Genomic DNA, 25,140 nt, shown 5'->3' on the forward strand with positions numbered 1-25,140 from the left:
CTCTGCATAACCTGACTGTGCACTATAAGAGTATGATGTCGCCAGCATCTGCTCTGTAATACCATTTCGATTCGTGTGTGTTGGTTGCTCTAAGCCACTCTGAGTCCAATTTTCGTTTCCAATAAACGAACTATTACTTAGCAAGTTAGTCTTGTAGTGATTCTGATCTACGATACCATCATCGTTATGGTCAACATCTTCTAGAGCAAATACACTAGTCGAGAGGCATAAAAAAGTGGGCAAAAGCCCACAAAGTAAGGTTGAGTACTTCATAATTTCCTTCATGAATGTAGTATTAATTAAAAAAGCCCGTTTAAAGTCGCAGCTTACGACTATGATTTAAATTTACTTACTTTCCTTTATTTTTATTTTCAATTTTTGAATTCCAGGAAACCAATCAACAAATTTAAAATAGATATAAACACTTTGCTAACTTTAGTTCCAAGGGGGGCTCATCTTAATTACATTCGTTAAAAAAATCTACAATAAAAAACAAAAATAAGTATAAATTTCAACAGTTTAAATAACAAAAAAGGAACACAAATGTTAACTTGTAGCATTGACGTACCAATAAAAGATATGAAAATATAAGTTTCAATAAAAAACAACTTTATAGGAACAGATTGATGGATGTTTTTAAAATAATTTAAATAAATAACACATAGACTGCTGAATAGTTATCAGCGACTTCATTAATATAAATTATAACTTTTGAATAGAATCTATAATTAAAACCTGCAAACACATATGACAGCAGCAATAATTTAAGTTTTTGGACTTCGACACCTGATCTTACATCAACGGCTATTAAGTCTCTGTCTATAAACTCTGATAGTGTTATCAAATCAGACTTCAGATCATCTACAATAATCTATGTGTTATTAGTCAGAAACCTTCATAACTAGTCATACCAAAATAAAGGGGTTAGAGTGGCCCTTATATTTTCAACGCTCCATAAAAGATCAATTTAAGTAAATTAATTCACCTATCGAGCTTATGAATACTCAAGGCATTAATCAGGAAATTTTTGCTAAGTGCTTTTGAATGCTGAATTTTCAAGCAAGAAAAGTCAGTTTTTATACATATTTTTACATTTAATGCATACATTATCTTAACATAGTACAAAAGTTGTGCTGAAATAGGAAACGTTGTTACCCTTCTTCAAAAATAACCTGTAACAACACATAACTATAATAACAGGCAGTTTTTTACAGGGCTTTTCAGATGTCGATGTTTTCATTCGATGAACAAAGCGGCTATGTCTCTTTGTGTGAGCATCCTCGTGATGCGGGTTTTCCTACTACGAGTTCTCAATTAATTGAATTACTTGAGCAATCTCCTTATGCCAGCTACGAATTTATCGACGCTAATATTGGTAAGTTGTTTATACCTAGCAACCAATATCAAAACCAATCTTTAGTGGTTGCTAAAGCGGTTGATGCTCATCTTGAAGTTAAAGTTGACGCTAAAAACATGGTAGTTGAAGCAAACCTAACAACAGCCCGTGGCGGTAAAATTGTGAGCATGGATATGGCGCAAGAGGTGCTTACAGAGGCGGGCGTGATTAAAGGCATTAGTATGCGTGCCCTTGATACCTTTTTAGGCCAGCAATTTAAACAACCACCTGGTGCTCATTACAGCGCAATCGTTGCCCATGGCAGAATGCCCAAAGAAGGCACTGATGCTAAATTCGTGCGTTTATGCTCCACCGCACAAGATCGCGTTCTTAGTCCGCAAGCGACCTCTGGCGGTAAAGTCGACATGCGTAATTTAGGTGCCATTATTACCGTTAAACCCGGCACGCCATTAATGCAGCGAGTTCCTGCAACACCCGGTGAAGATGGCTTTACAGTGTTTGGTGATGTGATGCCTGCAAAACCTGGTAAAGATTTACCTCTTGAGCCATTCGAAGGAACGCGAATTGATCCTAATAATAGCGATATGTTGATTGCCGATGCTAAAGGCGTGCCTGTTGCCCTACCCCGCGGAATGCGCGTGGACGACGTATTGTGTTTTCATCATGTTGATGTAAGTACGGGCCATGTCGAATTTGATGGCAGTGTCATTATAAGCGGTGATGTAAAAGATGGTATGCGAGTCAAAGCCACGGGTGATATCACTGTTTTAGGCTTTGTTGAATCAGCCACAATTGAAAGTAAAAGTGAAGTCACCGTGATGCTTGGGGCTGTTGGCAGAAAACGTGAAAACGTCGAGAACTTTACCTGCAACATCACGGCTTCGCGCACTATCTCTGTTGGTTATGCTCAGTACTGCCATATAAAAACAGAGCAAGATTTATTCATTGAACGCCAAGCCTTGCATTGTGACTTAAGCGCTCGCCGCCTTATTCGAGTCGGCAAAGCCAATAACCCGCGAGGCAAAATCATTGGTGGCAATATTTTAGATGCGATGCGAATTGAAACCGGTGAGCTTGGTGCGCCATCAGGCACTAAAACACGGGTTTTTATAGCTCAGTACTGGCATGATTTACGTCAAAAGCAGCAACAAATTAATGACTTTGAAAAGTTATTAGCGACAAAAGCCGCAGCTCTACAGCAAGCACGAAAAAAGGCCAGTAAAATACCAGACCCAGCCCAGCGTGCGCATTACATTAATAAGATCACCGCCAGCGAGCAGCAGATTAAAATTAAAACGGCAAATACCAAGAAAAAGAAACACTTAGTAAAAACTAAGATTGCACGTTTATTAGCAACGAGTCGCTTAAAAGTAAATGAATTAATGCATCCTGGGGTGGAGCTGAAGATAGCACAAGAGAGTAAACAGTTTTCACGTATTTACCCTCCTAACATGGTGCGCTTTTTTGAGGGTAAAATCACTCAGTCGTTTTAGCGGCTGAGTCTTGCTCTTCTTCTGTCGCTTCAGTTTCAGGCAATGGCCAACCACCGAGTTGTTGCCAGCGATTAACGATTAAACAAAACAGTTCTGCTGTGCGCTCGGTATCATAAAGAGCTGAGTGAGCTTGTTTATTATCAAACTCAATACCTGCCGCCCTACACGCTTTAGCTAATACTGTTTGCCCTAGTGCAAGGCCTGCCAGTGATGTGGTATCAAAGCTAACAAATGGATGAAATGGCGTGCGCTTAATTTTACAACGCTCAATGGCAGCATTTAAAAAGCCGTGATCAAACGCTGCATTGTGTGCTACTACCACTGAACGCTGACAACCCGCTGCTTTTTGTGCCTTGCGCACAACTTTACAGATTTCTTTAATCGCTTCTTCTTCAGGCACTGCACCACGCAGCGCAGAAAAAGGCTCAATACCATTAAATTCAATGGCCGCTTGTTCGATATTAGCGCCTTCAAATGGCTCAACATGAAAATGCACAGTATGATCAATACTTAACACGCCGTCGTCATCCATTTTAAGTACAGATGCAGCAATTTCTAATAACGCATCGGTGTCTTTGTTAAAACCTGCAGTTTCAACATCTATCACAACGGGAAAAAAGCCACGAAAGCGTTTTGCGAAAAGAGTTTGTTCAGTATTTTCCATAGTCTTCTTGGTTTGCCAGTGTAAGCTGGCTATTATGTCAAAAACCACGGCTACTCTGCTAGAGTAAATAGTGTGAAATCGCAGATTCTTACAGAGTTTTTAGGCACATTACTTGCTTTATATTATTAAGCTAGCCCTGTGTTTAGTGCGCTGAAGCAATTAAACACAAAAAATTGCCAATTATTTGGCATTGATGATTTGTTGGAGAATTACCGTGATGAAGCTCTCATTACTTCCTTTAAGCCTAAGCCTATTGACCTCAGTTGCAAGTATTAATGCGAACGCAGCCATGCGTGAGTATACCGCTAATGCTGATATGTCTAACTGGCAAATGGTTAAAACTTCTCGCTTAGAATGCCAATTAAATCATGAAGTTCCTTACTATGGTGAAGCAATTTTCAGCACCACTGCCAGTAAAAATAAAGACGTAAACTTTAACCTTGATATGGTCGTACGCCCAGACAATTACAGTATTGCTGGCCTAAAAGCCGTACCACCTAGTTGGCGTGCTGGTATGCCCGCCCGAGACTTAGCGAATATGAAGCTATTACGTAAGTTTGACGGCGAGCTTGGTAATAAAACCGCTTGGGAAATGCTCACCGAACTTGAAAAAGGTTACCAACCGACATTTTATTACCAAGACTGGCAAAACAGTGCCGATAAAATTGCCGTTGGTTTATCGAGTGTAAACTTTAAACAAGCCTATTGGGCGTTTTTACAGTGCCGAGATGCAATGCTGCCTTACAGCTTTGAAGATATTTCGTTCACAGTGATGAACTATGAGCCAAATACTAGCAAGCTGACTAAATCATCACAAAAACGCTTAGATAAAATTGGCGAATACTTAAAGTACGACACCAACATCGAATCTATTTCAATATCTTCTTACACCGACAGCTACGGTGGTCGCTGGAACAACCTCGAATTATCAAAAAAACGCGCTAAAGCGATTAAGGATTACATTGTTAGCTTAGGGGTTGATGAAAGCAAAGTAGATACCGATGGTTACGGTGAAAAGCGTCATGTTGCCAGCAACGACAACATTTTAGACCGAAACAAAAACCGTCGTTTAGTCATTCAAATTGCAAAAATGTAGCCGCCGAAGCGGCTACTAGCCTTAACTCATTTCTACCGACTTCACGCGCTTAAAACGCTTTAGCCACTTATCGCCAAACTGAAAAAATGCGAGGCTTATCATAATAATGATCGCGCCAACAATCAGTGCTTGGTCAATGGGCTCATCATTAAGTAAACCACCAATCGCGATTGCAAAACTTGGTGTGATCAGGGTTGTTAATGCGACCGTGCTGGCGTTCAACTTTTGCAATACATGAAAATACGCCAGCGCACCAATTAATGAACCAAACACGCCTAAGTAAACAATTGAGTACAGTGATTTTGCACTCCACATCTGGCTATTAAGTTGGCCATCTACCAGCAACCAAGTAATAAAAAACAGTGGGGTTACAAAAACCAACGCACCAAATGTGGTGGCCATTGGATGAATAGCAATTCTTACCCGTTTGATCATGACACCGCTCAAACTAAAAAAGCACACTGCAATAAATACATATAACAGACCACTAAGCTGCTCTACTCCCCCTTGAATATGGCGTTGGCTTACTAAAAATAAACCAATTAAGGCACAGCCAAGGGCGCCAAGCTTAATGGCGCTAAACTTAGGTTCGTTCAAGATTTTTTGCGCAAGTAAGCCCGATAAAATTGGCGCAAGGCCAAACATCAATGATATTAACCCTGACGGCACTGTTTTAGCAGCCATGTAGCTTAATAACATGCCGCCAAAAATGCCTATGCTTGAATAGCCATAAAGGAATAAAGCACGGCGATGCCAGGGCACTCGGATATTGGCAACAGCAACGACAAACGAAGCCATCACCAGCCCCACCAGCATGCGTAAAAACACAGCCAGGGTTGGTGCTACCGTTTCACTACTCCAAACAATACCCAGTGGTGTTGTTGACCAAATCACCACCATTAAAAAATATGAGGCTTTAACAGGCACAAGCTTATTCCTTTAAAAAGGCGAAAAAAGCGGAAGAAAATTTAAAAGGGAAATAACCAACCGCTTAGAACGCGGTTAGTAAAACTTACTTAATTAACCGCAGCACATAACAGACCACACGACTGACGAAGTCAGGCGCATACAATTGTTTGTTGGTCGTTGGTTTAGCTGCATCATGGTATTTAAAAAGTAAGTTGAAGAAGCTTAAGAATCCGCCTAAATGGTGATTTTGTCAACACGTATACTCATACTATTTGGCAAAAAGTTTTTTGCTGATTTCAACAGCCTGTTTGCACATGTAAATCATAGGTTACATTTAATTTCTTTGATTTATAACAAAACTATTTAAGTTTTGTTAAACAAGTTATATCTTGCTTGCCTCTCACGAAGTTTAAGGGGCAAAAAGTGCTTAAAAATAAAACAATAGGTAGCATGTTAATTGTTGCTGGCACCACCATAGGTGCAGGGATGCTGGCATTGCCTATCGCCTCCGCAGGGCTTGGTTTCACAACAGCGTTATCACTAATTTTTTTAACTTGGTTTTTAATGACCTACACAGCATTACTAATGCTAGAGCTGCATCAATATGCCGACAGAGATGCAACCCTCAATACGTTAGCTAAATCATGGTTGGGTAAACGTGGGCAATGGGTCGCTAACTTTTCAGTAATGTTTTTGTTTTACGCACTATGCGCTGCGTATATCGCAGGTGGCGGTGCGCAATTACAAGAAAAGCTCAACAATGGTTTATCGCTTTCTTTAGCACCGCAAGTTGGCTCAGTTATTCTGGCTATTGTGATTGGTACTGTGGTTACACTCGGTACCAGCAAAGTCGATAAGCTTAACCGCGTACTGTTCACCATTAAAGTGTGCGTACTAGCCAGCTTATTTTATATGCTGACACCTTATGTTCATGGCCAACACTTACTTGAAATGCCGATTGAACAAGGTCTGATTTTATCTGCAATTCCAGTGGTGTTTACCTCGTTTGGTTTTCATGGCTCTATTCCGTCGATTGTGAAGTACGTGGGTTTAGATATCAAAACACTTCGTAAAGTGATGGTGGCCGGTGCAGCACTGCCTTTAGTGATTTACATTTTTTGGCAATTACTTAGCCAAGGCATGATGAGTCAAAGCGATTTACTGCAAAGCCAAGGGTTACCAGGTTTTGTAAGCAGTGTTGCTAGCATTGCTCACAGTCCACATGTTGCTACTGCTGTGAACATTTTTGCTGATTTAGCGTTAGCAACGTCTTTCTTAGGAGTGAGCTTAGGTTTATTCGACTTTTTTGCTGATGCATTTAAAAAAGGTGATGGCAGTAAAGATCGAATCAAAACAGCGTTGATCACTTTTATTCCACCGCTAGGCTTTGCGCTATTCTATCCACAAGGGTTTATTATGGCACTTGGCTACGCCGCCATTGCGCTGGTTATTTTAGCGGTGTTTTTACCGGTTGCTATGGTCTATAAGCAACGAAGCAGCAAACCAGATGCGGGTTACCAAGTTAAAGGCGGTAATATTGGCTTAGCACTGGCCGCCCTGTTTGGTGTGCTTATTATTAGTGCTCAAGGTTTGCAAATGGCGGGGCTTATTCCAGCGATTGGTTAAACAACTTATCAAATCAAAAAAGCACCCTTGGGTGCTTTTTTTGTGTCTGGTTTAAAGTGTAATTAAAACACCATTGCTTTACCACGGCCAGATGCTTCAGATGCTGCATCTAATTTACCGTCTTTATTGATGATCACATGCATATCACCAAAATGGCGTTCATCAAGTGTATAACCCATCTTCTCAAGCGCTTTAACAACCTTTGGTTCAAGACCTGTGTGGTATCTAATCACATTTTTAGGCCATAACTGGTGATGAAAGCGTGGGCTGTCTACCACTTGCTCTGCAGTCATATCAAATTCAACCGCATTTAAAATAGACTCATACACAGAGCTAATAATCGTGGTACCACCCGGAGAGCCAGTTACCATTTTAACTTTGTTACCCTGAAGTAGAATGGTCGGTGTCATTGAGCTCAACATGCGTTTATGGGGTTGAATTTCGTTAGCTTTACCACCAATTGCCCCAAATACATTCATCACACCTGGCTTGGCACTAAAGTCATCCATTTCGTCATTCAAAATAAATCCTGCGCCCGATACAACCACGCCGCTACCAAAGCTTAAGTTAATGGTCGTGGTATTCGCAACGGCATTGCCCCACTTATCTAGAATAGAAAAATGCGTTGTTTGTTCACTTTCGTGTAAACCCGGTTTGATGTTCTCAGTTGTTGAAATGACATCTGGGCGAATTGTACTTGCGCGACTGCTAAGATAATCATCTGCAAGTAGAGCTGTTTTTGGCACTTCATAAAAATCTGGGTCACCTAAATATTCAGCTCTGTCGGCAAATACGCGTTTACCTACTTCAGCCAAAATATGAACATAGGTGGTTGAGTTGTGCTCAAGCTTTCCTTCAGGCTTTGCCAAGTCGTACATTTTTAGCCATTGTAAAATAGCAATACCACCTGAACTTGGCGGTGGTGATGTGAGCACTCCGTAACCGCGCCAGTTACCCTTAATTGGTGTACGCGACTTAGCTTGATAAGCTTTTAAGTCTTGCTCAGTAATAATGCCGCCGTGTTGCTTCATAAACGTCGCAATGATCTTCGCTGTCTCACCTTCGTAGAAACCTGCTTTACCTTGATCACGAATACGTTTCAATGTGGCAGCAAGTTCCGGCTGCTTAAATATCTTATTTGCTTTGGCATCGGCAAAGTAATCGGCAAAGTTAATGTTTACTGACTTTTTGGCCATTCGTGTAATGTAACGCTCGATACTCGCTGCTAGCTTAGGATGCACAATAAAGCCCTGCTCGGCTAATTTAACCGCAGGCTCTAGCAGGGTCTTCCAATCTAAGCTGCCGTGCTTTTGATGGGCAAGCCACATACCAGCAACACTGCCCGGAACACCACTTGCGTGAATACCGTACACAGACATGTTATCAATAACATCGCCTTTATCATCAAGGTACATATCGCGATGAGCTGCAGCAGGGGCTGTTTCGCGGTAATCAATAAAATCACCTTTGCCATCTTTTTGGATCAGCATAAAGCCACCGCCACCAATGTTACCGGCTTCTGGTAAAGTAACAGCTAATACAAACTGTGCCGCAATTGCCGCATCAACGGCGTTGCCGCCTTGCTCTAAAATAGCGCGCGCCGTATCACTGCTGTAACTATCAGGCATCGCGACAGCTGCTTGCTTTGCAAAGCTTGACGGATGAAAGAATATCGCGGTAACGATCAACAAATGTGCCGCGTATTTGACTAAATTTGCCATGGTACTTCCTTTTTCTTGATGTTATTTTGACCATTTAGACATGTGAAACCTATAAGGTCAATTAGTTACGATTAACTTAGCTAAGCTGCTCTTTAGGACATGAATAAAGTACTGCAGGTAATTCACCTTGCTCATCTTTATGGATATAGTTTTTTACAAACTTAAGGCCTAGTTTTTCCATCACCTTTATTGAGCCTAGGTTATCTTTAAGTGCTGTGGCACTGAGCGACTTTATTTCTTCTGGCTCGCTTACGGCTTTAGCAATGGCAAGTGCTGCCTCAGACGCATAGCCTTTGCCCCAGCTCACTTTTTTAAAGCGCCAGCCAATTTCTAAATCACTAAAATCAGGCTGTTCAAAAAAGCCCATAGGCCTGACTAATACCCAACCGATAAATTCATTGCTCTCGATGATGTTTACTTGCCAAAGCCCCCACCCTTTTTGCTCATTTCGATAGGCATTCAAGCGAGGAATAAACACCTCTTTAATGGTCTGCATAGTGGATACTTTGCCACGAGTTAAATGTTTCATTACCTCAGGGTCGTTATCGAGCTCATAAAATAGCTCGGCATCATTCTCATCCATTAACCGAAAACTTAATCGTGCTGTTCTAGCTATATTCATTTTTTATTGCTTATACTGCTTTATAGTTGATTAACCATTAGAGAAAAATATGAACAAATTAGCAAGCTTAGTTTTATTAGGCTGTATTGCCTTAACGGGTTGTGATGACGCAGAGCAAGCCAAAAAAGATGCCAGCGAAGCAAAAGATGAAGTAAAGCAAGCCCTAAATGATGCTTGGAGCGACGTAAAAGACGCCACCAATGAGTTTAACGACGACTCACTGCAAGAGTTACTCGAAGAGAGTAAGAAAATGGGCTTGAGCATGTATGACGACGGTAAAGAAATTGCCTTAGATGCATGGATTGAGAGTAAAGAAGCGGCTGGTGAGCTTTCTGAAAAAACCAAACAAAAAGCAAAAGAACTGGCTGAAAAATTAAGAGAAGCGCGCGAAAAACGCGAGCAAGAGAAAAATAATTAAAAAGAAAGGGCAAGTATTTACTTGCCCTTTTTTGTTAGTAATTAAAGCTCAAATTCTTTTTTGAATTTTAAGCCAAATTCACTGCGGTCGTTGCTGCGCATTACTCCAACAAAACCAGATTGTTGTAAGCGACCTACGTCGTATACTTCGTTTAACACGTTCTCACCGTAAAGAGTCACTTCAAAGTCACCGTTCGGGTTTAAGTAAGAAATGTTGAAGCCCACTAATTCACGAGAATCAATGTGTTCACTTTGGTTGTAAACTGATTGACCTTGCATATCGCTACGGTATGAGTAGTTAGCGTTTACTGCCACTGTGCCACCGTTACTTAAATCAATGAAATAAGAAGGTGCGACCATAACAGTCCAACGAGGTGTAAGTGCTGGTGAATCACCTTTACCAATACCTAATACACCGTCATCAACTTCTGTGATTTCTGAATCTAGGTAACCAATTGCGCTACGTAGCGTAAAGTCATCAGTAAATGCAATTGTTGTCTCAAGCTCGATACCTTGTGCTTTAGACTCACCCGCATTTTCTACGATAGTAACGAAACCGCCACCTGCAGTTGGATCAGAGAATGGTAATGCCAGGTCTGTGTAATCAGTAACAAACACCGCAAGCATCATAGATACGTCTTCATGTACTTGACCTTTTAGGCCAAGCTCATAGTTAATTGCTTTTGTTTCATCGAAAGAAACAAATTGATCAGGACCACCAAATGGACGCGGTGGGAAACCACCTGTTTGATAACCTTTTTGGATTTGGCCATACACGTTCATGTTATTGCTAAGCTGGTAAGACGCATTTAAATCCCATGTTACCGCATCAAAATCAGCACTTACGTATTTACGTGTCGCAAACGTTGGGAATAAGGCATCAGCTTCTTTTTTATCTTTCGAATAACGTAGACCACCGCCCACAGTTAAATCGTCGCTTAGGTCATAGCTTGCATTGATATAAGCTGCGTATGAGTTAGTTTCTTGGTTGATATCAAAGTAACCGTAATCACCAAAAGACGCTGTAGTACCATCATTCAGAAGACCATCTGGTGTGTTGAATGGGCTAAATACAAACGGGCCAGAGCTTGTAAAGCCATCTTCATTAAAGAAGTATAAGCCAGACACAAAGTCCATGTTATCGAAGCTACCGTTTAACTGGATTTCGAATGAATATTGATCTGCGCCGCCTTCTTCAGGGAACTCTGATAAGTTAAGGGCAACAGCGTCATCATCAAGACCCCCTTCGTATTCTGAGCTACGGTAGCTGGTGATGAACTTAGCTATATACGTATTATTGATATCCCAGTCAGCTGTTAATGAAGTACCCCAGCCTGAATAAGCCGTCGACTCAATACCCGCTACCGTCGTTGCTAAATCATCAGGATCGCTTGGTAACATGTCTTCTGTAAGTAATGGGAAATCACCATTGAACGGGTCATTCGGATCAAGTGGCGCCGTTAGTTCAATTGTGTATGGTGATTGGCCTGATTCGTTATCAACACCATCAATTGAGAATACAAAAGATAAGTCGCTGTTTGCTTGCCATTTAAGCGCCATACGGCCACTTAACTCTTGCTCTTCACCAATTTCTTTTTCTGGGTTTGCAAGGTTAATCGCTTCACCTACACCATCGCGTTGCTTATAAGACACGCTTGCAGACATGCTTACAGTGTCGGTAAGGCTGTTATTAAAGTAAACGTCACCGGCTAAACGACCACGGCTACCTACTTTTGCATTTGTAGTCACAATGCCTTCATCACCAGGTTGCTTAGTAATAATATTTACTGCACCACCTAATGTGTTACGACCGTACAAAGTACCTTGTGGACCACGTAATACCTCTACACGCTCAACATTTGGTAATGATAAGTTAGAGCCCATTTGGCGACCAAGGTAAACACCGTCTAAGTAAACACCTACACCCGGATCAGTTGTGATCACGTGGTCTTGTAAACCAATACCACGAATAAATACAGACGCATGGGCCGCATTACCTACACCATAACGAGTGATGTTTAGGTTAGGTACATATTTACCGATGTCTTCAAGGTTGCTCATATTCGCTTTATCAATCAGGTTTTCACCGATTGATGTCACTGCGGTTGGCGACTCAAAAATGCTTTCTGTACGCTTACGCGCTGTTACTTCGATTTTTTCGAAAGCATCTTGTTTAGCAGTGGTTTTTTCTTGCTCAGCAAAGGCTGAAGTAGATAATGCAGCAACAATGGCTACAGTTAACTGTGAGAGGTGACGTAATTTCAATTAAAACTCCAAAGGATACCGTGTGTGTGTATTTTTACCCGTAAATTTCAGGCATAAAAAAAGACGCTTAGGTATAAGCATCTTTCCTCTGGAGGGGCATTATATGTCAGTTTTGTGAAAATATGTATAATTTTTTTGATTTTTATCAAAAACTGTATAAATAAACCACATTATCATCCCATATTCGAATTATAAGTCACTAAACTTTTTACAAAATAGTAAATAAAAATAAATGTTTAGTTCTGTATTACCGCAATAAACCTGTCATTTAACACAATTTCTATGAACAAAAAATGAACGCGATTTTTGTTATTATTCATAGAAATAGAAACCAATTTCAGAAATTTCTCAGCTTCCAAAGAGTACCTACCTCAGGTAATGTTTAATATCGTGCTGCCAAGTTAGCAAAAGCTAACTAAACAAAAATGTGCGCAAAATTTTCCTCTGTTGGAATTTCATTTTTTAAACGTAATAATCAGCAACACAATTTACTTGTTATCATTTACCGATAGTTTTTGGCGTGAATATGGATTTTCTTTTTAATAAAAACGCGGCTGATTCTGTTTCATCAGCTTCAATTCTTCCTTACTGTATTGCGAACGATGATAAAACTCTGTTGCTTAATTACGACTCTTTAGACACTTTGACCAACCGTGAATTAATAAGTGAGTTTATGAAGACGCATGGTTATCATCATCTGGTAATTTTTAATATGCCTGATAGAGCGGATGTGTTGCCATTAAAAGACTGGCCAAAGCTAAAAGGGTTATTTTTTAAAAACACCAAAACAGATATTTTTGAACAAGGACTGCAAGAAATTAAAAAGGGATCCTTGTGGTTTCCAAGAACGGTGAGCGATAAATGGATGAGAGTGATGCTCGAAACTGAGCAAAAAAATCAAATTCAATCAAATAACTTAACGTTTAAAGAATCTAAAGTACTGCACTTGCTTTCTTCTGGCGCGACTTGCCCTCAAATCGCCGATACTTTGTTTATTAGCGAAGCCACGGTGAGAGTTCATTTGCACAAGATTTACCAGAAGATTAATGTTAAAAACAAACAAAAAGCCTTACAGTGGTGCGAAAGGAACATGAATAAAATCAATAAACTTGCGGGCTAATTTGGAATCGAATTGTATCTTGGTACTGTCCTGCAGCTTGATTACTAAATGCGGCTAATTTTATTTTTAAAGGGATTAAAAAATCTGTCTGCTTTGTAAACAAGAAACTTTTTTTCATTGCGTGATGTAGCTCAATATAATCCCCAGCAAGGGCCAGTGAGTAGTTAATTGAATAGTTGTTTTGGTAAAACTCATGTACCAATTTACCTTTATTCTCTGACCAAATAGTCATTGCGATATCTGTATTTGCGACAACCAATAAACTAGGTAATAAGCTATATTCCTTTTGAGGTATAAGCTCTCCTAAGTCGATACTTGTACTAGCACTGTTATAACCTAAAAAAGACAGTGCTAAATGAGTCGGAATTGTTACGTCAAAGTCGTAATCTCGTTCATCAAGAGCTTCATTAAATTGATTTTTAAGTATTAGTTTAACTGTATCTTGATACTGACCAGCACGAGCGATGACGCCTCTAGCAATCACAAACCTTAAAGTAATAGAGTTATCAGAAATAGCGAGGTTATTTAAGGATGTGTTACTAAGAAGCGAGTTTGAATTACCGATAAAATAAGGTATGTGTTGATACTGCCCTAACAACTGTTGATTATTTTCACTCAAAACCTGCAAATAATATGAGCAATTTGTATCGCCCTCTATGAATACTTTAACCTGCTTTTCAGCGTCTTGGTTTTGTTGTGCTCGGTATTCCTGTAAGTTATCGAATAGATGCTCAATTCTTTGTATCTTTGCAGAGCACTGGCCAAAGCACTCCGTTGTGATGAAGAGAGTAAGAATTAAAAAGACTCCATTTGAAAATCGTTTAATGAACATAAATCACTCCTTTATTATGCAACTGTTGCTTTTCGTCTATTTCGATAATTAATGGCTCATGGGTGACATCTTTTAGCACAATTTGATATTGGCAAGGTTTTAGCCCAGTCAATGCAAAACGCCCTGTTTTACTGGTAAAAAATAAGTAAGGCTCTGCTGCTTGCTCGTCAATACAACGCGCCTCACCGACTTGCAATGCAAGCGGTTCGTTTTCATTATTTTTTAAAGTTCCCAGCATGGAGATATTGTTCTGCGAACCTACTACAACATCATGGCCGCTTTTATAGGAAGGATAAAAAGTAATATTACCAGCGCCTAGGTCATAACCAGGTGCTAAGTCTTCAACATCAACCCCAATAGTGGCTCTGTCATAGGCATTCATATCGGTGAGTAACACGGTCTGCAGATCAGAGTTAGTGGCTAAATAATCTTCTTCTTGTAAACCTAACTTAATGGTTTTATCCGCTAAACTTGGGTGTGCACTAATCAAAGCAAAACTATTTTGAATAGGCTTACCCACCCCCCATTGAGAATCAGCAAATGCAATACTTGCTGCAGCACTGGCACGACTTTGATGAGACAACAGATTGCCATTTAAATGCTGGTAGTAAGTGCCATGGTCAAAACCTAATGATAATCTATTTGTATTGTATTGGCTGTTGAGATCAAACACGGCTTCGTTATTGTTATTTTTCTCTAAGCCTGCTCGTAAATTTAGTGCACCAACAAAGCGCTGATTTTCATTTTGAGTAAACTCCAATCTGGATTTATCGTATTTAGATTGGTGCGATAACTTTAATCTTTGCCTTTGCGAAAACAGATAACTCAACGATAAGTTAAAACTCCACTGCTGATGTTGCTCTGTTTCTTGCCATTGTCCACCGAGTGAAAAATACCACTGATTCGTGTCAATTTTGCCTGAAACAGTTACCCCCGTTGATTTTTCAAACTGTGTTTGCTCATGACGCCTAGAAACATTGGCAAAAATCGACGTTTGTATTGATGTTTCGCTCATAAAGTTGATATTTGCTTGGATAAAGTGCTGCCTAGAACTAGCAAGCGAGCTCAATTCATTATTGAAAGCTATCTGATAAAATTCAGGGTTACTGTATTCGTAGCCAATACTGAAATCAGCCCCCGACTGAGATGGCTGCCTAAATGAGCTATAGATAAGCCGATATGCATAGCCTTTAGCATCATCAAGATTAATCGCATTTTCAAATGCTAACTGCCCTATTGGGGTCGCAAATATTTGCTTAAGCCCTAGTTGCAGGCTCTCTTCATTTCCTTGAGCTGACAACCCAGCGGTCCAACTTGTTGAGATACCGTAGTTAATAAAGCCAGAAAATAAAGGCTGATCATAATCGTAGTCTAATTTGTCTGTTAATTGTGCTGGGTAACCAAAGTGAAATTCGTATTCAAGCTGCCCTTCAGAGAACAAGTCGAGACCTGTGGTAAGCGAAAAATTAACCTCTTTTGTAACACCCGCATTATCCGTGATCTTTAACACAATGTGATTATTGCCTTCTGTTAACGGAATATCGTCCAGTGAATAAATACCGGCAGGCAAGTTCAGGCGCCTAAATAAACGCTCATCAATATATACTTCAACGGACGATGGGCTATCTAACGTAAAGCGCTGTGATGCACTTGGTCGAATCGTTCTGTCAGAAACAAGTGTAAAATCATGGGCAAGCGACAGTCCAAGGATGCGAGCTGTTGATTGAAAATAACTGCCCGCACTGTAATTATCACCCAATGAAAAACGCATGCCATGAATGGGTAAATCATGGATTACTCTCGTGCCTAGACGCTTAAAGTCATGGTTACTTGGTGTATTTACGAACTGGGCTTCGTTTTCAATCACCCAATTTTTTAGATTTAAAACCGCTTCAGGCCTTACTGTTAGCTGCTTTTGTTCATAATCTTGTGCTTGATTCGATTGATAGACATAGCTCGAATACACATTAATGTAGCCACTGTAGTTTGCGCTTTTTATTGCTTGTTGTTGGTTTCGCTTTGACACTGCAGCAATACTTTTCTCTTTGATCATGCTCAGTGGCAAGGTTATGTTTAAGCTAAAATCAAGCATTTCGAACACAGCACCAATGCCCAATGTTTGAAGCTCTTCAATATTTACTAAGCCTCTTTCATCAACTAGCATTTCTATGTGTTCAAGGGTTTGGGTATTTGCTATTGGCCTTAAAAACGCCATCAATTCTGAATGCTTTAATAGCAAGGTGTCATCTGAAGTCACCAGTAAGGAAATGTTTGCTTGAGGTTGCTTATTTAAGTAGCAGCTCACCGTGAGTTCAAGCTCTTTTGAGGTGGTATTTATTTTTGCATTGGCTAAACCTGCATTAAGCAAAAACATACACACAGAGCAAAAAAGCAAACTACTGAGATAGCGCAACGTCTGGCGAGATAACTTCTGCATTAACGCTATCCTTTAACGGGATGAGCATCTGCTGTTTGCTTTCTGGCGCAAAGAACACGTCATAACCCGATGCTTTTAGTTGTTGTTTTTTAAATGAAGCGGTTTTTTGATGAGGCAAATATATCGTAAGATCATATTCGCTCAGGCGGGCGGCGCCCTTACCATTATTTGCTACCGTTATTTCACAGCTGTAATTACTACATAAGCTTTTTTCGACAACAAGTTCAGGTAAAAAGCTCTCTTGATGTACATGAACAATTAAATTCACATTAAGCAACATCATTAGTTGTGGCTCAAACGCATTTGTAGGCTTTGAAAGTGGTTGCTCTACTAAACTAATTTGATAAGTTTTATCAAGGCTCGGAGCATCACCAACCCAACGCAGTTGAATTCGTTGACTTTCACCTCGGTGCAAAAGTAATGTCGGCGGAAAGACCCAAACAGGGCTATTTTCTTGATAACGAAACATTGGCTTTGAGCCAGAAAAATCAACCTCAAAGACTTCAATATCAAAGGCAACTTCACGATTAAAAACGTTATGTATCGTACTATAAGTTACTTGCTGTGGCTTAGTTGGATCTAAGGTTAGCACCATTGGACTTACTTCCACAGCAGCGCAGAATAGTGAATTAAATAAAATTAAAATAGCAAAGATACGCATTAAAATTGTACCTTCAACTGACTTTGCTCAGCTTTAAACTGTGGAGGTACTTTTAGCAAGACCTCTCGAGCAGAGTGTGGCAATAAGAGTTTACCTGATAAAGAACGACTTAATTCCTCACCTGCTAAGTTCACAGTGTCATCATTTTGTTTAATAAGCCAAGTTGCTTTAGATAAACGCAGTAATTTATTGCCTTCATTTTTTAGCAGCACTTTCCAAAGTCCTTCTTGATGTTGCTGTTTTTGTTCAATTACAAGCTTTGCTTTAGCTCCTTTAGGTACCACGGTGAATAGTGTTCGAAAACTAGTTGCTATACCAACACCGGACTGGCTCGATTCATCTGTATCAATCATCACTTGGTCAACGCCAATCCTGTATGATTTTGAGCTTGCTAAAATGGGGTCGCCCACATAGCGTATTAGAATTGATTGAGATTTTCCTGGTGGGATTATGGTTGTCATTGGGAGAATGAAAAAGTCTACTTCGTTTTGTACTAGCTTCTCTTCTCCTGACGGTTCAATCTTTAGGTCAAATGCTGTTAACTCAATGGCGAGCGAAGACGATGAATTGTTCATTACACGCAACGTTTGTTGCGCCCCAGAACCATTTGGCGCAAGCTCTGCAACCATTGGCTGCACTTGAAATGCATCACAATGAAACGTAAGAAGAAGTGAGAATAAAAAGGTAAGTTTATGCATCATCTTTCCTTTGATGATAAGGCAGTCTTTGACTGCCTTAATTAACTTAGTTAGCTGTAACAGTTAGCATCAAAGTATCTGAGTAGGTACCAGAGTAAACTGGATCTTCTGTAATAGTCAGCACAATCGTGCCTGGAACACCCCCTGCTGCCAATGCTGCAGAGCCAGGTTGACTTTGCTCTGCGCTTTCATCGTTATCACCGTCATCTGCAATAAGTGTAAAAGCAAATGGTGTCGCAGTTAGCGCAGCGGTATAACCTACGCCATCATCCTCGTCATCAGCATTTTGCAAGTGTCCCTCAGAGGTAGTTAATGTCAGTGTGGCACCATCTGAGTCATTGCATTGCAACTCAAAATCTAGTGTAGTCGTTTGATCTTTAGCAATACTTGGAAAGTAAGTAGATGTATCTAAATTACTTACCTCACAAACAGAGGCTACAGAACCGCTGATATTAATGTTTTCAGCAAGCACAGCGCCAGACGACAACATTGCAATTGCAGATAATGCGATTAGCTTTTTCATTCCACTATTCCTTATAAAATTATTAGCGACTACCAAACACCACCAGAGGCAATGGTTGGGGTCATTTCTATGCGTAAGATATCCTTGTATTCACCCGCATATATAAGTGGTTCGGTAAGCTGAAACTGCAAATCCATCACTCGCTTAAACAAAATATCACTCACTGAGAATACTTGTTTGTTGTGAAGTTGCTCCGCCATATATGACTTTTTTAGCGCTGTATTCACAATTGACAAGCTCATTCTGTAGTTGTTAATTACATTGCTTTGCTGATGACGTAATCCACCATTTTGAGAGTGTATAGACACCTTCATAGGTGTATTGCAGTTGACTACCAATACCGTGTTAACTAAGCCACTCTCTGAAAACTGCAGTTCCGTCGATTGTGCTTCAAACCCACACTTTGCACTAACCTCTCCAGTTAGCGTCAGACTCACATCATCAAATGCAAAACAGGGATTAACCACACAAACTACTAGTAAGATCGGTAATAGCTTCATCGTTTAGCCACTTCACTTCCATATGAATTATCTCGTTAACAGTTTTAGATTATGTGAATTAGGATTTTAAAATTGTTGAATTTTGCTTAGATGCGTTTAAGCCGTTAACTTCGCAGTTTGATTAAGTGAATGAAAATTAAACGCCGAGATACTCCCACTAAAGCGAAAATAATTAACTCATTGCTTTTAATATCAAAAATAACTTGGATTTAATGATGTGCAGATTTACTTGATGGTTTTTCGCTAATTAATTCAAAAGTAGTTGATAAACCTAATTAAACACTATTGAACTAAAACTGGTTCAATAATGGTTTTAGATCATTAAACAAACTCTTTTTGATTGAATAACAAACAAATAATGGTCTATGCTTTTATTTGACCCCATTTTGCAAGGAGCAAACTTTGAAAGTACTCACCCCCTTACGTGCTGCAATTTTAATGGCAGTCACAGCAGTCTCATTGACTGGTTGCCAGCTTACCTCAAGCGAACTACCTGCAATCAGTAATTCAGGTACAAAAAACTCAGGTCACGTTGTGTGGCATGATTTGATCACACCAAATTTGTCACAATCTCAAGCATTTTATAGCAGTGTGTTTGGTTGGAAGTTTCAAGCCGTTAACGAAAGCTATACGCTGGCATCATTAGATGGAAAATTAATTGCTGGTATGGCAGAACTTGATAATAAACAAAATGCCAGCCATTGGCTGAGCCTTATCAGTAGTAAAGACATCGCTGCCGTTAGTGAAAAAACTATCAAAGCCGGAGGTAAAGTCTTAGTAAGCAGTACCGAAATTAAAGGCCGTGGCACTATTGCTGTATTAGAAGATCCACAAGGGGCTGTTTTTTCACTGATCAATACAGTTAATGGTGACCCTGAAACCCATCAAACTGATAACAGCTGGATTTGGCAAGAAGTATGGAGTGATAACCCAGAGCAGAGCAAAGCCTTTTACCAATCACTTGGTAATTATTCAGCACAAAATAAACCGCTTAATAATGGTAATTACAGTTACTTAGCCTTAAATGGCACACCTGCGATTGGCTTTGTAAAAAAACCAGATGCCGAGATAGGCAACACATGGGTGAATTACATTAAAGTAGCCGATGTTGACGCGACCCTATTAAAAGTAACCGCCGCAGGCGGCATAGTTCTAATGGCACCAAATGACAAAGTAAGAAGTGGCAGCGTCGCAATCATTCGTGATCCAGCGGGTGCTGGTATTGTAATTCAGGAGCAAATGTAATGAATAAAAAAATAATTCGCTTAGTTGCTCTTGCAACTGCAATGTTAGCTTTAAATGCCTGCACTCCCTATGCAAGCCTAGATATTAATGCGCCGTTTAAAGTGGGCCCTGTATACGTTAACCCAAGTATTGGTATTGGCGGTACACTTTAATCAATTTCAGGGCGCTGCGTTTTAAACAAAGCGCCCTATTCATTAGTGTTTTACTTTTAAGCGTTGCACCTGGGTCAATACATCTTCAGCCTTGGCGCCTAGGTAAACGTAAATTGCCAGTGCGATCAACAGACCTACCACAGCAAACATCATCAATACAGCAGGTATAACGTACTCAGTTTGCCCGAGTGCTGCTTTAAACATGGTTAGTAAGGCTTCTATCGATACTGCAATCAAAATTGTTGAAATAAAACGTGTGATCGTTCGTCTTGTTGAGCTGTGGCGAAAAATATCCTTATGCATGAGGATTTCTTCTTCTAGAATTGTTTTGCCTAAATCAAAAATGGCCAGCGCTAAAGTAACAAAGATAATAATGGTAAATGGTTTAAGCGGGTCTGACTGAGTGTCTTCGCTTATGACTAAGTCCACCATTCCAGCAAACACTTTATATAACAAGTAGAACACCAAGCAGAACAAGCAAGCGACAATCAAGCCATAACCTACCTTAAAGTAAGGTGTCATTCTGGCTCGCTTGGTGTCTCCCATAATAAATTCAATCAGCTCTGTTAAGCACACATCGATAACCAAAAACTGCTGTTCATCGTTGCCTGAAGGGATTGTTTTGATCACTGAGATACAAAGATGCTTAGTCGCAGTCGAAATATATGGCGAGGTAAAGTGCGGAACAGGCGCAGCAGAGGCGACTAAAAAATAAGGGCGAGCGCTTAAATCTTGCCCAGCTCCAACATGACCTAGTTTCTTTTTGTACTGACGCTTAAAGCAGACATTATCACCTTGCTGAATGCCTTGTTCATTCAAACAATATTGCAATTCTAAAAATGGATATTGATTGACGAGCTGTTGGTACGCTTGCTTGTTAGTCAACGATGCCTGAACACTGGCAAGTATAGAAAGAAGAAGTTCATGAATAAGCTGTTGTTGCTCTTCATAGCGTTCTATAGCACTTAAATAACTCATTCTTGCCATCTTGCTTCCTTAAAGTAGTGATACCAACTCTAGTTAAGCAAGGAAGGCTCCAAGTTTTATTTCACTTAATAATCAATTGGTTAGTCTCGAAAAGGGGAATAGAATTAGAATAAAAGCACTATAAAGGTGCGCATTTTATTTTATGAAGCACTAAAACGAAAAAAGCTGTAACTCAATGAGCTACAGCTTTTTAATTTTGGTGCGGATGGGGGGACTTGAACCCCCACGGCCGAAGCCACCACCCCCTCAAGATGGCGTGTCTACCAATTCCACCACATCCGCATACAATTCTGTATGTTGTTAAGCTAAAAGTTTACTTGAGGAATGAAAACTGCTTAACGATAACTAGCAAAGCTAATTAGTTAGGTACGTCAGACGTTTTATCTTCTGTCGCAGGCACATCAGATTGTGCTGGCGTTACAGTTTCAACAGCTGGCGCAGCTTCTAGGTTTTCCCACTCATCAGTCTTTTTGATTTGACCTGCAGTAAGGTTACCTAGAACAATACTTAGTACGAAGAAGATCGTCGCTAAGATTGTTGTTGTTTTAGTCATGAAGTTACCAGCACCTGATGAGCCAAACACGGTACCAGAAGCGCCAGCACCAAATGATGAACCCATATCTGCGCCTTTACCTTGTTGGATTAAAACCATACCAACTAACGCTAAAGCAACAATTAAATAAACTACTAATAAAATTTCGTACATCTTATACGGTCCCTTTTGCACTTTCACAGATAGCAGTAAATGAATCTGCTTTAAGACTCGCGCCACCAATAAGGCCGCCGTCTATATCTGGTTGTGCAAATAATAATTCGCTATTTTTTTCATTCACGCTACCACCATATAAGATGGTTAATTGCTGTGCTACGTCGCTATCTGAAGAAGCAATCTTCTCGCGGATAAACTTGTGCACGGCTTGCGCTTGCTCAGGAGAGGCAGTCTTACCTGTGCCAATGGCCCAAACGGGCTCGTATGCTACCACAGAATTCTTCAGTGCTGCTACACCTAATTTGCTAATTACAGCATCAATTTGAGCTGCAACCACTAATTCAGTTTCGTTTGCTTCACGTTGCTGCTCGCTTTCACCCACACATAGGATAGGAGTTAAGCCAACTTGCTGCGCTCGCGCAAACTTATCTGCAACAACTTCATCTGACTCACCGTAAATGCTACGACGTTCAGAATGGCCAACTAACGTGTAAGCTGCGCCTAGATCTTTAACTAGCTGAGCATCTACTTCACCGGTAAATGCGCCGGCTTGGTTTTCAGACACTGTTTGCGAACCAAACGTTACGTCTTGTTGCTGCAAAGAACTCAACAATGGGAATGGTGGAAACACCACTATATCCAGTTCATCCGATTGAACATTTTTGATAGCAGTTGATAACTGTTCAACAAGCTCTAGAGAGCCGTTCATTTTCCAATTACCTGCGACCATCGGCTTACGTGTTGCCATTATTCCACTCCACATTAGAAAGCGGGCAAGATACTAACTCGACTTGCCCAAAGTTACAAGAGGTTATTGTTATGCCTCGGTTTGTTTGCTCACAGTTTCGACAACTGCGGCTATTTTACGTGCGCTATCAAGGACAACTTTTTCCTGTTCAGCTTCAACCATTACTCGCACAACAGGTTCAGTACCTGATTTACGAAGTAATACACGACCTGTATCACCTAATTTTTCTTCAACTTGTGCAACAGCATCAATCACCGTTTGATCTTGCGTTGGATCAGTACCTTGTGGGTAGCGCACATTAATCATTTTCATTGGATATTTTGTAAAGCCAGCCCCTAAGTCTTGCAATGTTTTATTCTGCGCTACCATCGCTGCTAATACTTGCAAGCTTGAGATAATGCCATCACCCGTGCTAATTAAATCTAGATTTAATACGTGACCTGAGCTCTCGCCGCCGATTTTCCAGCCTTTTTCTTGCAGTAGTTCCATCACGTAACGGTCGCCTACTTTACTGCGAGCGAAACCAATACCGCGCGCTTTTAAGGCATTTTCTAGACCCATGTTTGACATCACAGTGCCAACGACACCACCACCTAAAATATCGTCATTTGCAGCTTGGCAAGCAATAATATAAACAATGTCATCACCATCAAATACACGACCATTGTGGTCAACCATCATTACTCGGTCACCATCACCATCGTAGGCAATACCAACATCAGCATTATGTTCTAAAACCTTACGTTTAAGGGTTTCAACATGAGTTGCACCACACTCAAGGTTGATATTTACCCCGTTTGGCTCGCAGGCGTGACAGATTACTTCAGCACCTAATTCACGCATTACTGACGGTGCAATATGGTATGTAGCACCATTTGCGCAATCGAGTACAATTTTTAAACCTTCTAGCGATAGACCTTGTGGGAATTGGCTTTTACAAAACTCAATGTAGCGACCATCAGCTGTTTCTAAACGACGCGCTTTACCAAGCTTGTCAGAGGCAACGCAGGTCATTGGCTCATCCATCATAGCTTCGATTTCAAGCTCAACTTCATCAGGTAGCTTTAAGCCCCTGCTTGAAAAGAATTTAATACCGTTATCATGGTAAGGATTATGAGATGCACTAATTACAATACCCGCTTCAGCACGGAAAGTTTGCGTAAGATATGCAACTGCTGGTGTTGGCATTGGCCCTAACAAAACAACATCAATACCAGCAGCAATCAAACCTGCCTCAAGTGATGTTTCAAGCATATAGCCAGAAATGCGGGTATCTTTACCAATAATGACCTTTTTAGTGCCAATTTTTGATAAAACACGACCTGCAGCCCAACCTAGCTTTAAAGCAAATTCAGGTGTGATTGGAAACTCACCCACCATGCCACGAACACCATCTGTGCCAAAATACTTTCTTGTGTTACTCATTTGAAATTCCTCGATCACATGCTTGCCAAACCGCTAGCACGTCAGCTGTTTCTTGGACGTCATGAACACGAATAATTTTTGCGCCATTTTGTGCTGCTATCAGCGCGCCCGCAAGGCTTCCCGCTAAGCGTTCATGTGTGTCTCTATTTAATAAATTACCAATCATCGATTTACGAGAAAGGCCTGCTAGTACTGGTAAATTGAATTTATTAAATATATTAAACTCTTTAAGTATTTGATAATTATGAGCCAAAGTCTTACCAAAGCCAAAGCCCGGGTCTAAAATAATACGTTGTTGCTGAATGCCCGCTTGCTCACACACGGCTAAACGCTCTGCAAAGAAATCATTAATATCATTAAACAAGTCATTATAATGTGGGTTACTTTGCATAGTACGAGGCTGACCTTGCATATGCATTAAGCAAATTGCCACCTCTGGGTATTGTGCGAGTACCTCAATTGCACCAGGTTCTTGTAACGCTCTAACATCATTGATGATGTCAGCTCCTGCGATTATCGCTTGGCGCATTACTTCGCTCTTGCTGGTATCAATCGAAATAATACAATCACTGCTTGCTCTAAGCGATTTCACTAAAGGAATAACGCGTTCAAGCTCATCTTCAAGAGATACATCAGGTGCCCCTGGGCGGGTAGACTCACCACCTATATCAATTATTTTTGCGCCTTGATTTAATAACGTATGAGCTTGTTTGACAGCGCTGTCTAGTTGGCAAAAACTACCGCCATCAGAAAATGAGTCTGGAGTGACATTTAAAATCCCCATCACCACTGGGGAATCGAGGTGTAATGTGCGACCTCGAGGTAAGTTAAGAACGGTCATTGAACACCTATGCTATAAATTAGCGTCAATTGCGCATTTATTATTCTAGATAATAGTTTGAAAATTGCGCATTTTTTGAAATAAAAAAGCCC

General features: G+C 40.4%; 24 protein-coding genes and 1 tRNA gene. 7 read left to right on the forward strand and 18 right to left on the reverse strand.

Features of this window, described 5'->3' with window-relative positions:
- Nucleotides 1–273: hypothetical protein (locus AUR67_RS11830; protein ID WP_152996523.1), on the reverse strand; the 273-nt coding region annotated here is incomplete at its 3' end.
- Nucleotides 274–1,224: 951 nt separating this feature from the next.
- Here AUR67_RS11830 and AUR67_RS11835 point away from each other — a divergent pair.
- A complete protein-coding gene (locus AUR67_RS11835) occupies nt 1,225–2,850 on the forward strand; it encodes a FapA family protein (RefSeq protein ID WP_058585419.1) in 1,626 nt (541 codons plus the stop codon).
- On the opposite strand, the gene rnt is transcribed toward AUR67_RS11835, so the two are convergent.
- Entirely contained in the window at nt 2,834–3,514 is a 681-nt protein-coding gene (gene rnt, locus AUR67_RS11840) for a ribonuclease T (RefSeq protein WP_058585420.1), read from the reverse strand. The two genes, AUR67_RS11835 and rnt, sit on opposite strands and share 17 nt — an antisense overlap.
- Nucleotides 3,515–3,731: 217 nt before the next feature.
- Between rnt and AUR67_RS11845 the strand changes: the two genes are divergently transcribed.
- Nucleotides 3,732–4,610 carry a flagellar protein MotY gene (locus tag AUR67_RS11845; RefSeq protein WP_058585421.1) on the forward strand — a complete coding sequence of 293 codons (879 nt, stop codon included), beginning with the start codon at nt 3,732–3,734 and terminating at the stop codon, nt 4,608–4,610.
- Between the two features lie 21 nt (nt 4,611–4,631).
- Here AUR67_RS11845 and AUR67_RS11850 read toward each other — a convergent pair whose 3' ends face one another.
- Complete coding sequence (locus AUR67_RS11850; protein ID WP_058585422.1) at nt 4,632–5,537, reverse strand: DMT family transporter; 906 nt, start codon at nt 5,535–5,537, stop codon at nt 4,632–4,634.
- 405 nt (nt 5,538–5,942) lie between these two features.
- Between AUR67_RS11850 and AUR67_RS11855 the strand changes: the two genes are divergently transcribed.
- Nucleotides 5,943–7,145, forward strand: a complete 1,203-nt coding sequence (locus AUR67_RS11855) for an aromatic amino acid transport family protein (RefSeq protein WP_082665627.1) — start codon at nt 5,943–5,945, stop codon at nt 7,143–7,145.
- Between the two features lie 62 nt (nt 7,146–7,207).
- Here AUR67_RS11855 and ggt read toward each other — a convergent pair whose 3' ends face one another.
- Nucleotides 7,208–8,866 (reverse strand): gamma-glutamyltransferase, encoded by a 1,659-nt coding sequence (ggt, locus tag AUR67_RS11860; protein WP_058585423.1) that lies wholly within the window; start codon nt 8,864–8,866, stop codon nt 7,208–7,210.
- A gap of 76 nt (nt 8,867–8,942) precedes the next feature.
- Entirely contained in the window at nt 8,943–9,488 is a 546-nt protein-coding gene (locus AUR67_RS11865) for a GNAT family N-acetyltransferase (RefSeq protein WP_058585424.1), read from the reverse strand.
- Nucleotides 9,489–9,537: 49 nt separating this feature from the next.
- Here AUR67_RS11865 and AUR67_RS11870 point away from each other — a divergent pair, with 49 nt between their 5' ends.
- Nucleotides 9,538–9,906 (forward strand): hypothetical protein, encoded by a 369-nt coding sequence (locus AUR67_RS11870; protein WP_058585425.1) that lies wholly within the window; start codon nt 9,538–9,540, stop codon nt 9,904–9,906.
- 41 nt (nt 9,907–9,947) lie between these two features.
- On the opposite strand, the gene AUR67_RS11875 is transcribed toward AUR67_RS11870, so the two are convergent.
- Complete coding sequence (locus AUR67_RS11875) at nt 9,948–12,170, reverse strand: TonB-dependent receptor (protein WP_058585426.1); 2,223 nt, start codon at nt 12,168–12,170, stop codon at nt 9,948–9,950.
- Between the two features lie 526 nt (nt 12,171–12,696).
- On the opposite strand from AUR67_RS11875, the gene AUR67_RS11880 reads away from it, so the two are divergent.
- A complete protein-coding gene (locus AUR67_RS11880; RefSeq protein WP_201024587.1) occupies nt 12,697–13,290 on the forward strand; it encodes a LuxR C-terminal-related transcriptional regulator in 594 nt (197 codons plus the stop codon).
- Here AUR67_RS11880 and AUR67_RS11885 read toward each other — a convergent pair.
- Genes AUR67_RS11885 through AUR67_RS11910 form a run of 6 tightly spaced genes read right to left on the reverse strand, consistent with a single transcriptional unit; the run spans nt 13,271 to nt 18,908 of the window.
- The gene (locus tag AUR67_RS11885) at nt 13,271–14,122 is read right to left on the reverse strand and encodes a hypothetical protein (RefSeq protein ID WP_058585427.1); all 852 of its coding nucleotides are present in this window, start codon (nt 14,120–14,122) and stop codon (nt 13,271–13,273) included. The genes AUR67_RS11880 and AUR67_RS11885 overlap by 20 nt on opposite strands.
- Nucleotides 14,112–16,496, reverse strand: a complete 2,385-nt coding sequence (locus AUR67_RS11890) for a fimbria/pilus outer membrane usher protein (protein WP_235591830.1) — start codon at nt 16,494–16,496, stop codon at nt 14,112–14,114. Before AUR67_RS11890 ends, AUR67_RS11885 begins: the two co-directional genes overlap by 11 nt.
- Before the next feature lie 22 nt (nt 16,497–16,518).
- On the reverse strand, nt 16,519–17,220 hold the full coding sequence (locus AUR67_RS11895; protein ID WP_058585429.1) for a hypothetical protein: 702 nt from the start codon (nt 17,218–17,220) through the stop codon (nt 16,519–16,521).
- Nucleotides 17,220–17,921 (reverse strand): molecular chaperone, encoded by a 702-nt coding sequence (locus tag AUR67_RS11900; RefSeq protein WP_235591831.1) that lies wholly within the window; start codon nt 17,919–17,921, stop codon nt 17,220–17,222. Before AUR67_RS11900 ends, AUR67_RS11895 begins: the two co-directional genes overlap by 1 nt.
- A gap of 43 nt (nt 17,922–17,964) precedes the next feature.
- On the reverse strand, nt 17,965–18,441 hold the full coding sequence (locus tag AUR67_RS11905; protein ID WP_058585431.1) for a hypothetical protein: 477 nt from the start codon (nt 18,439–18,441) through the stop codon (nt 17,965–17,967).
- Nucleotides 18,442–18,470: 29 nt separating this feature from the next.
- Nucleotides 18,471–18,908: a hypothetical protein gene (locus tag AUR67_RS11910; protein ID WP_235591832.1), complete on the reverse strand. Its 438-nt coding sequence runs from the start codon at nt 18,906–18,908 to the stop codon at nt 18,471–18,473.
- A gap of 435 nt (nt 18,909–19,343) precedes the next feature.
- Here AUR67_RS11910 and AUR67_RS11915 point away from each other — a divergent pair, with 435 nt between their 5' ends.
- Both AUR67_RS11915 and AUR67_RS21290 read left to right on the forward strand, forming a co-directional pair.
- Nucleotides 19,344–20,186, forward strand: coding sequence for a VOC family protein (locus tag AUR67_RS11915; RefSeq protein WP_235591833.1), 843 nt, complete (start codon nt 19,344–19,346; stop codon nt 20,184–20,186).
- On the forward strand, nt 20,186–20,338 hold the full coding sequence (locus AUR67_RS21290) for a hypothetical protein (protein ID WP_201024588.1): 153 nt from the start codon (nt 20,186–20,188) through the stop codon (nt 20,336–20,338). Before AUR67_RS11915 ends, AUR67_RS21290 begins: the two co-directional genes overlap by 1 nt.
- Nucleotides 20,339–20,380: 42 nt before the next feature.
- On the opposite strand, the gene AUR67_RS11920 is transcribed toward AUR67_RS21290, so the two are convergent.
- The 6 genes from AUR67_RS11920 to folP all read right to left on the reverse strand — a co-directional run bounded on the left by AUR67_RS11920 (nt 20,381) and on the right by folP (nt 25,048).
- A complete protein-coding gene (locus tag AUR67_RS11920; protein WP_058585433.1) occupies nt 20,381–21,325 on the reverse strand; it encodes a general glycosylation pathway protein in 945 nt (314 codons plus the stop codon).
- Between the two features lie 197 nt (nt 21,326–21,522).
- A tRNA-Leu gene (locus AUR67_RS11925) sits at nt 21,523–21,607 on the reverse strand.
- A gap of 76 nt (nt 21,608–21,683) precedes the next feature.
- Nucleotides 21,684–22,031 carry a preprotein translocase subunit SecG gene (gene secG, locus AUR67_RS11930; protein WP_054551698.1) on the reverse strand — a complete coding sequence of 116 codons (348 nt, stop codon included), beginning with the start codon at nt 22,029–22,031 and terminating at the stop codon, nt 21,684–21,686.
- A 1-nt stretch (nt 22,032) separates the two neighbouring features.
- Nucleotides 22,033–22,782, reverse strand: a complete 750-nt coding sequence (gene tpiA / locus AUR67_RS11935) for a triose-phosphate isomerase (protein WP_058585434.1) — start codon at nt 22,780–22,782, stop codon at nt 22,033–22,035.
- A 69-nt stretch (nt 22,783–22,851) separates the two neighbouring features.
- On the reverse strand, nt 22,852–24,207 hold the full coding sequence (gene glmM, locus AUR67_RS11940) for a phosphoglucosamine mutase (RefSeq protein ID WP_058585435.1): 1,356 nt from the start codon (nt 24,205–24,207) through the stop codon (nt 22,852–22,854).
- The gene (gene folP, locus AUR67_RS11945) at nt 24,200–25,048 is read right to left on the reverse strand and encodes a dihydropteroate synthase (protein WP_058585436.1); all 849 of its coding nucleotides are present in this window, start codon (nt 25,046–25,048) and stop codon (nt 24,200–24,202) included. The genes glmM and folP overlap by 8 nt, the downstream gene beginning before the upstream one ends.
- Nucleotides 25,049–25,140 lie beyond the last annotated feature (92 nt).

The sequence above is a fragment of the Pseudoalteromonas sp. XI10 genome (assembly GCF_001469895.1).
Taxonomy (GTDB): Bacteria; Pseudomonadota; Gammaproteobacteria; order Enterobacterales; family Alteromonadaceae; genus Pseudoalteromonas.

Excerpts from the sequence above, each read along its gene's own strand:
- AUR67_RS11835 (WP_058585419.1), top strand. The coding sequence starts at position 1,225 with ATGTCGATGTTTTCATTCGATGAACAAAGCGGCTATGTCTCTTTGTGT.
- rnt (WP_058585420.1), bottom strand. The coding sequence starts at position 3,514 with ATGGAAAATACTGAACAAACTCTTTTCGCAAAACGCTTTCGTGGCTTT.
- AUR67_RS11845 (WP_058585421.1), top strand. The coding sequence starts at position 3,732 with ATGAAGCTCTCATTACTTCCTTTAAGCCTAAGCCTATTGACCTCAGTT.
- ggt (WP_058585423.1), bottom strand. The coding sequence starts at position 8,866 with ATGGCAAATTTAGTCAAATACGCGGCACATTTGTTGATCGTTACCGCG.
- AUR67_RS11865 (WP_058585424.1), bottom strand. The coding sequence starts at position 9,488 with ATGAATATAGCTAGAACAGCACGATTAAGTTTTCGGTTAATGGATGAG.
- AUR67_RS11870 (WP_058585425.1), top strand. The coding sequence starts at position 9,538 with ATGAACAAATTAGCAAGCTTAGTTTTATTAGGCTGTATTGCCTTAACG.
- AUR67_RS11880 (WP_201024587.1), top strand. The coding sequence starts at position 12,697 with ATGGATTTTCTTTTTAATAAAAACGCGGCTGATTCTGTTTCATCAGCT.
- AUR67_RS11885 (WP_058585427.1), bottom strand. The coding sequence starts at position 14,122 with ATGTTCATTAAACGATTTTCAAATGGAGTCTTTTTAATTCTTACTCTC.
- AUR67_RS11890 (WP_235591830.1), bottom strand. The coding sequence starts at position 16,496 with ATGTTTTTGCTTAATGCAGGTTTAGCCAATGCAAAAATAAATACCACC.
- AUR67_RS11895 (WP_058585429.1), bottom strand. The coding sequence starts at position 17,220 with ATGCGTATCTTTGCTATTTTAATTTTATTTAATTCACTATTCTGCGCT.
- AUR67_RS11900 (WP_235591831.1), bottom strand. The coding sequence starts at position 17,921 with ATGATGCATAAACTTACCTTTTTATTCTCACTTCTTCTTACGTTTCAT.
- AUR67_RS11905 (WP_058585431.1), bottom strand. The coding sequence starts at position 18,441 with ATGAAAAAGCTAATCGCATTATCTGCAATTGCAATGTTGTCGTCTGGC.
- AUR67_RS21290 (WP_201024588.1), top strand. The coding sequence starts at position 20,186 with ATGAATAAAAAAATAATTCGCTTAGTTGCTCTTGCAACTGCAATGTTA.
- AUR67_RS11920 (WP_058585433.1), bottom strand. The coding sequence starts at position 21,325 with ATGGCAAGAATGAGTTATTTAAGTGCTATAGAACGCTATGAAGAGCAA.
- secG (WP_054551698.1), bottom strand. The coding sequence starts at position 22,031 with ATGTACGAAATTTTATTAGTAGTTTATTTAATTGTTGCTTTAGCGTTA.
- tpiA (WP_058585434.1), bottom strand. The coding sequence starts at position 22,782 with ATGGCAACACGTAAGCCGATGGTCGCAGGTAATTGGAAAATGAACGGC.
- glmM (WP_058585435.1), bottom strand. The coding sequence starts at position 24,207 with ATGAGTAACACAAGAAAGTATTTTGGCACAGATGGTGTTCGTGGCATG.
- folP (WP_058585436.1), bottom strand. The coding sequence starts at position 25,048 with ATGACCGTTCTTAACTTACCTCGAGGTCGCACATTACACCTCGATTCC.